Here is a 12,765-nt window from a genome sequence, read left to right on the forward strand (position 1 = left end):
CGGCGGCGTACTCGGCCATGACCGCTTGGCGGCGGCCCTCCCGGGTGCTCAGGTCGGCCGTCTCGTCGGCTTTGGCCCGGCTACAACAACTGCCTTGGGTTTCGTTCGACGCGGTGGCAATTGCGGCCGCTTTGGCCATGCCGCAGCTTGAACCTGCCGACACAGGACACGCGCCCGCGCCTGTGTTGTCGGCGCCCTCGCTCAGAGCTTGTTGCCCGGCAAGCCCGAAGGCTACGGCAGCGATGCCAATGACAAATACGAACACAAATGGTTTCAATTTTCGCATAAACCGGACTCTCCTGTTCGATCATTTTGCCATTTTTCTGTTGTGCGTAAGTAAACGCTGGCGCGTGGGCTTTCATTCCGATAGAGAAAGGGCCTCATTGGAGACGAGGCCCTCTTACCGTTTACTCGCGGAACTACTTTGCGCCTGCCCACTCGGCTTTCGGGGGGGTGACATAGTCCGCATAGCGGTCTCCGACTTTGGCTTGCGCGGCATCACCCGAATGGATGTATACGCGGTAGGCGAACACAAGTGCTTCGCCGTTTTTCAACAGGTAATCCCCGTTTTCTTCTCCTTTGGTGAAATGATTCAGCCCGAAACAGTTCGCGCCCATCAGTCCGTAGTCTCGAACGTGCCAGCGGGATGGATACCGCAGGTTGGCGGGGTTGTCAAACACGGCGATGCCGCGCAGGCCGGCGCCCTCGAGCGTGCCCGAGTAATCGCACCACGCGGAGGGCTTGCCCCAGCACGCCTCCATGCCTTTGAGACCCTCGGCGTTGGTGATGACGCCGGTGCCGTTCTTCTCGATCATCGCGTCGCGCATTCGCAGCGATACAATGCCGCCTTCCTTGGTGTCGCCGAATTTTGCGTCGCCGTACGCCGCGGTGAACTGCACTTTGACGTCGACCATCTTCATGCTCTCAGGCGTATTGTAAAAACGGTATTCGCGGTTTTCCGCGATGACTGGATTATGGTCCTTGTCCTGCCAGGTGTTCTTGGCCACGATCCATCCGTATGCGCCGCCCGAACCGCTGGCTACGGAATCCGAATGCTGATAGCCCGACTTCTCTCCCGTCTCGGCCCAGCAATCCACGCCGTTGATGTCGCCGTAGGCGGTCCAGAACGATTTCTGGTGCACGTGGTCTTCGGTTACGACCTTTTCGCCCATTGGCCAGTCGCGAGTGACGCCCACGCCGCCCTCGGACAGCACGGGCCACAGGAATGGCTTGCGGTTATCGTTGCTGTATGTGTAGGTGGTGAAAGGTTTGCCGCCGACGATGATGTCCAGTGCGTCGGCGTTTTCCTTCTTGACTACCTGGACCGCGGGGGGAACGGCGTCTTCCTTCAGCTGTACGACGTAGTCGAGTTCCTGGTTGGGGGTCGCGCCCTCGGGAACGAACACGAACTCGCCCTCACGAACGGTGGCCGGAAACTCTTTGCCCGTCTTCGATTCCACTACGATGACGCGCTGGTTGTCGGCCGGTTGGGGGCCGTCGTACGGCAGCGCCACGGGCGCCCATTGGCTGGGGTGTTCGCCCGCCCTCAGGTGAATCTGACGGCCATCCAAACCCTGGGCGCCGGCCACGCAGCCCAGCAACGTCAGCGTTAAGGTAAGACACAGGAAGATTCGCATGGGACGTTCCCTTTCAGTTGGTTACTCTTGTTCCGCCGGTTTTGGAAAACAGGACGCTTGTCCGCAGCGGGACAGAACCCCTTTACTTTAGCAAACGACGGTCCCCGCCGCAAAGCGGCACGTGCGGCTTTCCCAGCCGTCTTCGGCAACGCCTGTTGGGCTAGACGCGGCCATGCAGGAAATAAGTTCCCTTTTTGGCTGTCCTTACCATATTCTCACTATTAGGAGGGATGGTTGACTTTGGCCGGGGTTCTGAAGTAAAGTAGAGCACAACACGCGGGGAGGGCGTGGCGCCGCCTCCGTTTGAACCTGCCAGGGGAGCAGCTCGGGCAAGTTCCGGGCGGCAGTGAGGCCATATAAAGCGAAAGGGGACCAATCCGTGTTACCTACACAACGCGACCACTCGGGAGGGCGGCGTCGCGGGCAGCGGGGAGGCTTTACGCTGGTAGAAGTCCTCGTCGCCCTTGCGGTCATGAGCGCCGCAACGTGGATCATCATCTCCCTCTTCACAAGCAGCGTTAAGCTGGAGAAGAACGCGCGTTCGATGCGCGTCGCGGCGGACCTGGCCCGTGCCCGCCTGGCGGACATCACGGCGCGGCCGGAAGCCTATGTGTGGCCCGCGGCTGAGGCAGTCACGGCGGAGCAAGGCGCTCCCCTCACGTTGAAGTCGGAGCAGGAGGCGAGTTTTTTCGCGATGCCCGCGGTTTTGCCTTCCAATCCGATTGCCGCCAATAGCGAGAAGAACTTCTACGACAACTTTACGTGGGAAGCGTATGTGACACGACCGCCGGCGGGGCGCGGATACTACGACATCCTTGTGGTTGTGGGCTGGCAGGAGGCCAACCGCTCGCAGCAGCTCATATTGACCGGCAGCATTCCTACAGCGATGGCAAAGGAGGCCTCATGATGGATGCGCGGCGCAATCGGGGGTTTACCCTGGTCGAGTTGATTCTTGTCATCGCGATTCTGGGCGTCTTGAGTACGATAGGCGTGGTGATGTTCGGGCGCATCAACAACCTGTGGACCCAAACGCGGAACAAGACCGAACTGGATGCGCGGGCCGAATATGCCCTTGAACAGGTTCGCCAGGATATAGCGGCGTTTGTATCGCCCGCGCTCACGGGGGCCCCTCTGCAAGGTGTGGACAGCGTGGCGTCTGATCCGGCATTTCCGGGGGTGAAGCTGGCGTCGGACAGCCTGCTTATTCCGATACGGGGCACGACGCCCGCGGGCGGCGAGGTGCTGGCGGCGGTGAAATATGCCGTGGTGGCCGAAAGCGGCACCCGGATCTTGACGCGCGCTCCCATGGGGCTTTATGGCGAAGCGGGTGAGGCGAAGTCCACGGAGGTTACAGAGGGCGTGGCGCAGTTCAATGTGCAATATGCAGGACCGGAGGGACAGTGGCAGGATGCCTGGGACGGGGCGCAGCCTCCTTCGGCCGTGCGTGTATCGCTGGTAGTGGCAGAACCCGGGCGTCCGGAACGGCAAGTGGCCCGCGAGGCCATCTTTGCCGTGCACGTGAACTGAGGTGTCTTGTATGAACATGGCCAGACAGAATAACAACCGGCGCGGCGCCGCATTGGTCCTTGCCGTGGGCCTGCTTGCGATATTTGCGGCCCTTGGCACCACTTATGTGGCGTACATGACCCTCGAACAGCGGCGTTCGAATGATTACGTCGCGAAAGTGCGGGCCCGGCAAATGGCTGACAGCGCCATCTGGGCCAGTGTTGGCGAGATTCAAGCGGCGCTGGCCGGCGGCGAAACCCCTGCGATGGGTCCGCGGGAAGAAGAACTGGTTCCCGTGTACCAGAAGGTGTTGGCGAAGAGCACTCCTGTGGCCTGGGAGCGCCGCGACGGCCGCGTGCTGGTCTCCGTGGAAGACGAGTCGGCCAAACTCAATATCAACCATGCCTCGCCCCGCGTTCTCCAGGCAATGTTGGCTATTGACGGGCAGCTGGCCCGCACCATTCGGAGCCGGGTGCCTCGCCCCGGCGAGGCGCCCTCGAAGGACCAGCAATGGTTCTCGAGCGTGGACGGATTGGTTGCACGCGGATTCCTGACGCGCGATGCCTTGAATCAGGTCGAACCGCGGCCGGGCGCCTTGTTAACGGCCCATTCTGTAGCGGACAATCTGAACCCCCGGGCATATATCAACGTCAATGCCGCCCCCAAAGAGGTGCTGGCGGCTTTGTTTAACCCTGAGACGGCCGAGCGCATCGTGACCGCTCGCGCCCAGCAGCCGCTGATGGACTTCGCGGGGCTGCTCGAGGCCACCCAAGCGGACCCGGCGACGTTCAACCTTGAGGTCCCGGCGGACGGCGCCGCGCCTACCGAGATCGCGTTCCAATCGCGCAGTTTTCGGATAGTCTGCACGGCAGAAGCACGAAAAGCAGGGGAAGTTCAAGCGGCGTGCCGCGTGGAAGCGGTCGTCGTGTTATCGGACACGGGAGTCGCGGAAATCACATATTGGAAGGAAATGCCAGCCGTGGTCGAAGAACGCGAGACGGCGGCGTCGGGTTTGAATACACAACATCCTGTGGCGGAATCGTAAGCGCACGCGATGGAATGGAGGAACCATTACTATGCCATCCAAAGCCGACAATGCGAGAGAATCGGGCCCGAAAGCAAAACGGGTGCGGAGGCGCACGGCAACCACAGCCGCGGAAAGCACCTCGGCTGAGCTCGTGGAAGAAATGACCGGCGCCGAAGAGAGCGCGCCGAAGAAGCGAGCGGCGGCCCATAGGGTCACGGCTGTGCGCGACACTTCCGGGCCGCGGGGCAGAAGCCTGCTGGGCTCGTCAGTGCGGCGCAAAGACATCACGGTGTTCCTGCGCCAGCTGGTTATGTTGCTGGAGGCAGGCACGCCTCTGCTGAAGTCACTCAAGACGCTGTCGCGCCGTCTCGAGAGCCGGGGCATCCGCAACATGGTCCAGGATATCGCCGAGCAGGTGGAAAACGGGAACCCGTTGTGGCAGGCCTTCGAGCGGCATCCTCACGAATACTTCGACACCGTGTTCGTGGCCTTGGTCAAAGCGAGTGAGGCCAGCGGTACCCTGGTGAGCACGCTCCGCCGTCAGGCCGAGTACTACGAACGCCGCGAGATGTTGCGCCGGCGCGTCATTAGCGCCCTGGTGTACCCGGTGGTTCTGGTGGCCTTGTGCATAACCGTCCTGTTCATCATGGCGAAATTCGTGGTGCCGGCATTCAAGGAGATTTTCTCGGAGGGCGGTCTTGAGGTTACCTTGCCGGCATTCACGCAGGGGCTCATTTCGGTGCTCGAATTCCTGACGTCATGGCCGATGCTGATCGTGATTGGGGTGATTATCGGGCTGTTCATTCTTTACTTGCTGTGGCAGCGAAGCCCGGTCAACCGGTTGTTGGCTGACCGGATCAAGCTTCGCCTGCCGCTCGTGGGCAGGATCAGCCAGAAGTATGCCGTCGCTCAAATGGCAAGTTCCCTGTCCATGTTGCTGCGCAGCGGGTTGTCGATGATGGTCACCCTGGACCTGACGCGGAACGCCATCCACAACCAGGCGGTTGCGCAAGTGCTTCAACGGGTCCGGAGTTCGGTGGAGCAAGGCAGCGGGATCGAAGATCCCTTGCGCGCCGAGCCTAAGGTGATCCCGCCGGTGGTGACGGACATGCTGGTCACGGGCGAAGAAGCCGGTCAACTGGACCAAGTGGCGGAGCATATCGCCCAAACATACGAAGAAGAGGTCCAGCTTGACATCAACACACTGACCGACCTTCTGCCGGTCTTCCTCGTAATAGTCCTCGGTGCCGCGGTTATGATGCTCGTTCTGGGCTTCTTCCTGCCGCTGATTTCGAGTATCGATCAGTTGACCTCAGCCGCCTAAAGAGTTATCATCTCAACGACTTGAGGCGGGGCCGGACTTGTCACGGCCCCGCCTCTGCGTTATGCTGGTGGCAGCCGATTGGACTATGATGGGCATGGCGCCCTTGAGCGTTTGGGCCCCGGGGCGACGGAAGAGGTGCCGGTAGTGAATGTTACGGAACTGCTTGAGGAACGTGCGCGGCAGTACGGGCAGCGGACCTTCCTCATTTGTGAAGATACGAACTACTCGTTCGAGACAATTTGCGAGAACAGCGCCCGAGTTGCGGTAAATCTTGCCGCGCACGGTGTGGGACGGGGCGACAAGGTCGTCTTGCTCATGGGCAACTCGCTCGAGTTTCTGTACGTGTTCCTGGGCGCGGGGCGAATCGGGGCGGTGATCGTACCCGTGAATCCCACGCTCAAGCCGGACGAGATCTCCCATATAACCAACAACTCCGAGGCCGAGACGCTCATCACCATTCCCGAGCTGGCGTCCGCGCTCCCGGTGCTCCGCGGATTCATTCCCGGGGTGAAACGCTTCTTCGTGGTGGGCGGCGCTACGGAGTGCGCGGAGTCGTTCTCGGAGCTGATGAGACCCGTTACTGAGGTGCCGCCTATCGTGGCCGAGCGGGACGATGCGGCCGCGCTCATTTACACGTCGGGCACGACGGGCATGCCCAAGGGCGTAATCCTGACGCACGGCAACTATCTCGCCAATGCCCATATGCTGGTGCGTGCGCAGACCGTGACCGAGGACGACCGGTTCTTCTGCGTTTTGCCGCTGTTTCACGTCAATGCCCAGGTCGTGACCATCCTGACGCCGCTGATGGCGGGCGCGTCGGTCGTGCTGATGAAGAAATTCAATCCTTTCGCCATACTGCCCATGATCCAGAAGTACCGCCCGACCATCATGAGTGCGGTCCCCACGATCTACAATGTGATGTCCCGGATGGCGAAGGCGCAGGAGTTTGACCTTTCATCGATCCGTTCGTTTGCTACGGGCGCCGCGCCGATGCCCGAGGAAACATTTCGCGAAGCTGCGCGCACGCTGAAACGGCCGATAGTTGCGGGGTACGGCCTGACCGAGGCCACCTGCGCCAGCGCTGTGGCCGACGCCCGGGACCCCATCCGGTGGAATTCGGTGGGAAGCCCTCTGCCGTTCACCCTCATGCGCGTGATTGACGAGAACGGCGCCGACGTGCCCTATGGCGAGATTGGCGAAATCCTCATAGCGGGCCCGACGGTCATGAAGGGGTATTATAAGGACCCCGAAGCCACCGCGGAAGTGCTGCGCGACGGCTGGCTTCATACGGGGGACCTCGGCCGTTTCGACGAAGACGGTTACCTCTACATCGTGGGCCGTGTGAAAGACATGATTATCCGCGGGGGCCAGAACATCTATCCGCAACAAGTCGAGGATGTCATCTCGCGGCTGCCGGGGGTTGAAGAGTGCTGCGTGGTTGGGGTCGAGGAGGCCCGCTGGGGCCAGGAAGTGCTCGCGGTCGTCAAGCGTACCGAGAACATCAACCTCGCCGAGAGCGATGTGATCAAACACTGCCGCCAATACCTCGCCAGATATAAGTGTCCGGCGTTTGTGCGGTTCGTAGACGAATTGCCCAAGACGCCGACGGGCAAGATCAAGAAGATGGAAGTGGCCGCCAGTTTCGCGGATATTGCGAAAAGCGTGTAGTTTCAGCGCTGTCCCGGGAGGCCGGGACCACTGGCAGGATGCGTGGGGAGCGCCATGCGCATGGGAACACTGCTCTGGCGAGCAGAGGCAGTCCCGTGTGCAAGGGTGGAAGGCCGAGTTCGTTGTACGGAGCGCCAACCGAAGGAATACCAAACCGATAGAGAGGACGTGACCATGGTGCGCAAACAGTTCTTGTATGGTGTCGTTACGCTGGCGGTTGTATTCGGCGTTTGCGGATGCGCCGGCATGCAGAAAGGCCCCTCGGACCAGGAACTCATCCAGCAGACCCTCATCAGATGGAAATCGGGTATCGAGAGCCACAATGTCGATGAGATGATGGCCGTGATCTCGGAGGAATTCGTCAGCGATGAGGGCGGCAGCAAAGCCGATTTTCGCGAATATGTCGCGGGGCTCATCGATGATGGCACGTTCTCCGGCGCACAGCTGGACATCGAACGTCCCACAGTCACCGTCGAAGGCGACATGGCCACGGTGGAGAACGCCGGTCTCCACGGCGACCGCGGCAGCGTCGTTCTAGATATGGATCTCAAGAAAGAGGCCGACGGAGTGTGGCGCATCGTCGGCATTCAGGCGTACTGAGGATTGTGGAGACGTGCATCGGAGCGCACTGGCTTATGGCGAGGATGGCGCCCCGGCACTTATGAAACTCACGGGACCTATGCGCCCCATAAGCCGCACAGGTCCCATTCGTCTGATGAGTATTGTGTCCGCGGAAACTGTTCAGTGGTGCGAGAAGCAGCGTTCCATGGAGAAGACCATGGCTGCGTTGGCTTCGTTGCACGCGAGGATAGCATCGTAGTCGTTGACGCTGCCTCCTGGCTGTACGATGGCCGAAACGCCTTTTTTGGTGGCGGCGTCGACGGCGTCGCGGAACGGGAAGAACCCGTCGGATGACATCACGGCGCCGTCCATGGTTTCGGCGCCAGTGTATTTGTTGGCGGCTTTGATGACGGCCTGCTCGACCGCTCCCACGCGGTCCTGTTCGCCGGTGCCGACGGCGAGGGTCTGGCCGTTCCTGGCGATGACGCAGCCGTTGGACCGCACGTGGATGTTGACGTACCAGGCGAAGAGCAGGTCGTCGAGCTCGCGCGTTGTGGGTTTTCGGGCGATTTCGATGCGGCCCTTCTTGGCATGGTCACAATAGGCGGGCACGAGATCTTGCGGACCCTTGACGCGGGAAAGGTAGGGGGTTGCCAGCACCACGCTTCCGTCGTCGAACACCTTCATTTCGAACACCTCAGTGCCGTCTTCGATAAACTTGGGCAGTCCTGAAAAATCGGGCAGTTTGACGATGCGAATTTCCTTATTGCGCTTGAACCGGTCGAAGTCCTGAAAGGTCTCGAGCGCTTCGGGCGTAAACGCGGGCGCGGCCACGCCTTCGACGACGGTCTGCATGATCTCGGCGGCGGTATCGGCATCGACCGCTGTGTTGAAGGCCACGACGCTGCCGAAGGCCGCCTGGGCGTCGGCATCGCGGGCGCGCTGGTACACCTCGACGAGCGGCATCTCCTGGACCTGGATCGCGGCCCCCGAGGGGTTGCAGTGTTTCATGACCGCGCACGCCGGGCGGCGCAGATACTTGAGGATGCCGACCGCGTGGTGCATGTCCTCGATGTTGGTTTGCGACAGGCCGCTCTTGCCGGTCTTGAGGAGCTCGTAGGCGCCCAGGACCAGGTTCTTGCCAGCGGTGGGCCGGTAGAACGCCGCGGGCTGGTGGGGGTTTGTGCCGTACCGCAGGTCCTCGACCTTGGTGTATGCGCGCCCCAGCAGCTCTATGGTGTCTGGGAAATTGCCCTCGGTTCGCGTGCGGTACATCTGCTTGAGATCTTTTTCCGCCATGAGTCTTCCTCCTGCTTGCGGAGCCCCTGAAAACAGCAACGCCTGAGCCACTGGTTTCAGTGCCCAGGCGAACGGCAAGTTTTCTGTACGGGCCGCTTCCCCGTGGTTGTTTCCACGCCAAGTCGCCAGTAACGGCCGCGCCACTCTCGTACCCGGGCGCTTCGCGCTCCGGGCGCGCCGGTCCTGCGCCAGGACCAGCGCCGCCAATGTGCCACAGCCGCGACCGGGAAGTCAATTTGAGGCCTCCAAGAACCTTGCGGGGCCATGGTTCCGGTTCGTTCAGCCATCTCCCGCTTCGGATATCACGTCGAGGGCTTTCGGAACGCCCCCGGTTCCGCGCCGCAAGGCCGTCCGTCAATCCGTGTCTTTGGCCCGTCTGTATTGATACCGGGACCATTCCGCCGACGCCATTGCCTCTCACTTCGCCGGAGGGACGTCGGTATACGGGTTGAGTCCGAACCACCGTTTGCTGCCGCTGCCTTTCGACTCGACGGCGAAGGTGCAGGGTTTGCCTGGCTCGAGGAGCGTCGAAGGGACGATGACGAAGAATACGCCCGCGGTATCCTGGTCGAGCTGGCGTTTCGGCAAGAAGACCAGCGAAATGCCCGACGCGTCGTCCTTCCACTGGCGGGAGGCGTCCGTGACGTCGAAATCGGTCACGCGTTTCCCGTTGACGCAGAACGCGAACCCGGGGGTTTCGGGTTCGGAGCGCCACCCGAGCCCGCCTGCAAACACGAAGGTGACGTGCTCGCTTTCGAGGGTCTGGGGCACGGGGGCGGAGGTCCATTCGAGCCGGTTGGTATCCGCGGATTGGCGCACAATGAAATACGGGGCCTCATCTTCGCGATAGCTGGGCCACGGCTGGCCCTTTTCAGCGTTTGACGCGGCGAACCCGGCCACAAACGGCCCGGTCATTGGCGGGGCTTCGACGGCGCGCTCTTCGAAATAGGCCGCAGGCCACTCGGCCTTGGGACGCGGCAGCGAGGCCGCATGTTCGAGCAGCCGCGCTTTGAGCCAAGCCCTCTCGGGTGCGTTTTCACTGGTACGCTCGAGGTTCAGTCCGCTGATGATGATCGAGCCCTCGCCCACCCGCATCTCGAAGAGCAGGGCCTTCTCGCGGCAAAGATTGTGAACGTCGACGGCTCGCACCAGGATATCCGGCCGCGCGGGACAGTCATCGAGCAGGAATGCCCGACCGCTTTCGAGCAGACGGTACCATCCGTTGTCGCACCAGCCCTCGGGCGCCATGCCTTCCGTAACCGGATTATCGGCGACGACCGTTCCCACGTTGCTGTCGCGGGCGGAGCCGAGCCACCACGTGGTCTTGAAACGGCTGTTCACGGAGGGGAGCACCCCGTCGGGGTTCAGGAGAAGCATACAGGCGCCTCCTTTGACAGCGTCGAGCAACTTCCGGGAGAGGGTGGTGGTCACGTACGCGGCCGAGGTGGGCAACGGCGCTTCAGCGGGAACCGGTTTCGCGCCGAACTCGGTCAGACCGTCCAGGCACTCGCCGGTAGCGTATACGGGCCGTTCGAGGGCCGCCCCGGCCTCGCGCGGATAGACCCACGTGGTCCACGCATTCTCGACCGAGCGCGACGGCGTCGAGAGTTCCAGCGCGACCGACAACAGACGCGGACCCGGCGCCTCGGGACACGTGAACCGGCACGACTGCAACGGAGTCACGGCGCCTTGCGGCGGAGACGCGACGGATTGCGAATTCTCCGCGATGACTTGTCCGTCGCACTCCATCTTCCATGACAGCTTTGCCTCGGCGAGCGGCGCCTCGGCGAAATTCGACACGAGGAACGAGATGTTTACGGCGTCGCCGGCGCAATAGGTCCATTCGAGGCCGTCTTCGAGCAGCACCACGTCGTTCACGAACCGTCGCACCTTCGAGGGTTCGATGTACTGCTTGGGACGGAAATACGCCTCGACCAGCCCGTTCGAGCCTGTCCAGTAATCCTGAAACAGCCACCAGTGATGCCCCGAGATATAGGGATTCTTCCGGATTTCCTCGATATTGAGCTTATGGCAGAGGTAATAGAGCCGCTGCGAGTTTCGCACCCAGGTGTCAACCTCGCCGAGGAGGCCCTTGGCGGCCACCTTTTCCCGGGCGGCTACCAGCCAGAAGGGCTTGATGTTGTGCTCGAACATCTCGACCTGGTCGAGCATGGGGAACGTGCCGAAATTGCCGGTCTCGTGCGAGATCACGGGTTTGGGAGGCACGCCGGGAAACTCATAGAGCCCGGGGCGGTCCTGCGGGAGATTGAACACGTCGAACTGGAACGCGAAATAGTCGAGGGTGGCTCGATTGCGCTCTCCGTTGAGCCAGTTCTTCGCCGTGAGGCCATCGCTGTCGATGACCATCCGCGCCGGGTCGAGGTCCTTGGCTATACGGTACAACTCCCCGGCGATGGGGATGCCGTCGTAGAGCTCGTTGCCCATGCACCACCCGAAAACCGAGGGGTGGTTGCGCAGGCGCGTGATGACCGCCGCCCATTCGGTCTTGTAGAGTTCGAGGGCTGGGCCCTGCGCGCGCTCGTAGAACGGCCGGTACACGATGGGCAGTTCGGGCTGCACCAGAATGCCCATTTCATCGCACGCGTCGTAGTATTCGGGCGGCAGGAAATGGCTGTGATGCCGCACCCCGTTGAAACCGTATGATTTGATCACGTTCAACCGCTCGAGATAGAACTCTTTGTTCGCGGGCGGCGTCATGGTCGCCGGATAGATCGCATCGTCGCCGTAACCCCGCAGGAAGAACGGCGAGCCGTTGAGGTAGAACTGCGAGCCCCGCGTCTCGAGCGTCCGCATCCCGAAACGGACCGAGCTGCGGTCCAGCACTCCCGCTTGGTCCGTCAGGGTAATCTCCGCCGTGTAGAGGTGGGGGTGGCCGGTCGACCAGGGTTTGGGGTCCGCGACCGCCGTGCTGCTTTCCAAGACTCCCGTCTCGATACGAATCTGGTCAGGCGCGATTTCGGCGGCCTGCGCGCCCGTTGCGTCGCGGATAATCACGCGCGCGGCGTCTCCTGGCTGCGATTCACCAGCAATCCTGGCCGTAACGCGCACGTTTCCGGCGGCGTCCGCGGGCGCGAACACGTCTTCGAGCCATGTTCTCGAGCGCGCTTCGAGCGCAACATGCCCCCAAATCCCGCCCCAGGGCGTGTCCATCTCATCCATGAAATCGATGCAGCCGGAGAGGCAATCGGCGTCCCAGCGCTGTTTCGAATCGACGGCGAGCACGATGCGCACCGGTTCGCCGGGCGTGACGTGCTCCGTAATCTCGTATTCGAAGGGGGACAGGTACCCGATGTGCTCGCCCAGGTATACGCCGTTGACCCACGTTTTCGAGTACCGGTGCACGTTGCCGACACAGAGGAACAGGCGCCGTCCTTGCCATTCCCGGGGAATATCCACCACCCGCCGGTACCAGCCCGTGCCAATGAACTGGTGGCGGAGCTTTTCGGTTTCCTCCCCGAAACCCTGGGCGTCCCATGACCCGGGTACGCCGACGTGCCCGCTGAAGGCCTGCTCGCCCGCGCCCCATCCGCTTTCTTCGCCGTTATTCTCGGGGTCGAGCTGGAACTCCCATTCGCCGTCGAGCGCAAACGCCTCACGGCCGTCCGCGGCATGGGCTCCGGATGCCGCCGCCAGTGCCACGAAAAGGACCAGGCACACACGCGAAAAACAACTTGTTTCCATGATGTCCCCTTTCCTTGATTGCATCTCGGATTCCGCACCCC

10 protein-coding genes and 1 riboswitch are annotated in these 12,765 nt (G+C 61.9%); of the genes, 6 read left to right on the forward strand and 4 right to left on the reverse strand.

The window, feature by feature from the left end:
* Both PLJ71_03930 and PLJ71_03935 read right to left on the reverse strand, forming a co-directional pair.
* On the reverse strand, nt 1–286 hold a 286-nt coding region (locus PLJ71_03930; protein HQM47809.1), incomplete at its 3' end, for a hypothetical protein.
* Nucleotides 287–419: 133 nt separating this feature from the next.
* Nucleotides 420–1,637: a PmoA family protein gene (locus tag PLJ71_03935; GenBank protein ID HQM47810.1), complete on the reverse strand. Its 1,218-nt coding sequence runs from the start codon at nt 1,635–1,637 to the stop codon at nt 420–422.
* 379 nt (nt 1,638–2,016) lie between these two features.
* Between PLJ71_03935 and PLJ71_03940 the strand changes: the two genes are divergently transcribed.
* From PLJ71_03940 to PLJ71_03965, 6 genes are all read left to right on the forward strand, one after another.
* Nucleotides 2,017–2,544 carry a prepilin-type N-terminal cleavage/methylation domain-containing protein gene (locus PLJ71_03940; protein ID HQM47811.1) on the forward strand — a complete coding sequence of 176 codons (528 nt, stop codon included), beginning with the start codon at nt 2,017–2,019 and terminating at the stop codon, nt 2,542–2,544.
* A complete protein-coding gene (locus PLJ71_03945) occupies nt 2,541–3,164 on the forward strand; it encodes a type II secretion system protein (GenBank protein ID HQM47812.1) in 624 nt (207 codons plus the stop codon). Before PLJ71_03940 ends, PLJ71_03945 begins: the two co-directional genes overlap by 4 nt.
* Nucleotides 3,165–3,174: 10 nt before the next feature.
* Nucleotides 3,175–4,188, forward strand: coding sequence for a type II secretion system protein GspK (locus PLJ71_03950; protein ID HQM47813.1), 1,014 nt, complete (start codon nt 3,175–3,177; stop codon nt 4,186–4,188).
* Between the two features lie 31 nt (nt 4,189–4,219).
* The gene (locus PLJ71_03955; protein HQM47814.1) at nt 4,220–5,494 is read left to right on the forward strand and encodes a type II secretion system F family protein; all 1,275 of its coding nucleotides are present in this window, start codon (nt 4,220–4,222) and stop codon (nt 5,492–5,494) included.
* A gap of 144 nt (nt 5,495–5,638) precedes the next feature.
* Nucleotides 5,639–7,162 (forward strand): long-chain-fatty-acid--CoA ligase, encoded by a 1,524-nt coding sequence (locus tag PLJ71_03960; protein ID HQM47815.1) that lies wholly within the window; start codon nt 5,639–5,641, stop codon nt 7,160–7,162.
* Nucleotides 7,163–7,336: 174 nt separating this feature from the next.
* Nucleotides 7,337–7,762: a nuclear transport factor 2 family protein gene (locus PLJ71_03965; protein ID HQM47816.1), complete on the forward strand. Its 426-nt coding sequence runs from the start codon at nt 7,337–7,339 to the stop codon at nt 7,760–7,762.
* Nucleotides 7,763–7,903: 141 nt separating this feature from the next.
* Here the strand turns inward: PLJ71_03965 and PLJ71_03970 are convergent, their stop codons facing one another.
* Nucleotides 7,904–9,022, reverse strand: a complete 1,119-nt coding sequence (locus PLJ71_03970) for an IMP cyclohydrolase (GenBank protein HQM47817.1) — start codon at nt 9,020–9,022, stop codon at nt 7,904–7,906.
* Nucleotides 9,023–9,076: 54 nt separating this feature from the next.
* A riboswitch (ZMP/ZTP riboswitch) is annotated at nt 9,077–9,165 on the reverse strand.
* A gap of 274 nt (nt 9,166–9,439) precedes the next feature.
* On the reverse strand, nt 9,440–12,724 hold the full coding sequence (locus tag PLJ71_03975; protein HQM47818.1) for a glycoside hydrolase family 2 TIM barrel-domain containing protein: 3,285 nt from the start codon (nt 12,722–12,724) through the stop codon (nt 9,440–9,442).
* Nucleotides 12,725–12,765: the final 41 nt, after the last annotated feature.

This window comes from Candidatus Hydrogenedentota bacterium, assembly GCA_035416745.1.
GTDB lineage: Bacteria > Hydrogenedentota > Hydrogenedentia > Hydrogenedentales > SLHB01 > UBA2224.

Coding starts and splice junctions, on each gene's coding strand:
- PLJ71_03935 (HQM47810.1), bottom strand. CDS start 1,637: ATGCGAATCTTCCTGTGTCTTACCTTAACGCTGACGTTGCTGGGCTGC.
- PLJ71_03945 (HQM47812.1), top strand. CDS start 2,541: ATGATGGATGCGCGGCGCAATCGGGGGTTTACCCTGGTCGAGTTGATT.
- PLJ71_03950 (HQM47813.1), top strand. CDS start 3,175: ATGAACATGGCCAGACAGAATAACAACCGGCGCGGCGCCGCATTGGTC.
- PLJ71_03955 (HQM47814.1), top strand. CDS start 4,220: ATGCCATCCAAAGCCGACAATGCGAGAGAATCGGGCCCGAAAGCAAAA.
- PLJ71_03965 (HQM47816.1), top strand. CDS start 7,337: ATGGTGCGCAAACAGTTCTTGTATGGTGTCGTTACGCTGGCGGTTGTA.
- PLJ71_03970 (HQM47817.1), bottom strand. CDS start 9,022: ATGGCGGAAAAAGATCTCAAGCAGATGTACCGCACGCGAACCGAGGGC.
- PLJ71_03975 (HQM47818.1), bottom strand. CDS start 12,724: ATGGAAACAAGTTGTTTTTCGCGTGTGTGCCTGGTCCTTTTCGTGGCA.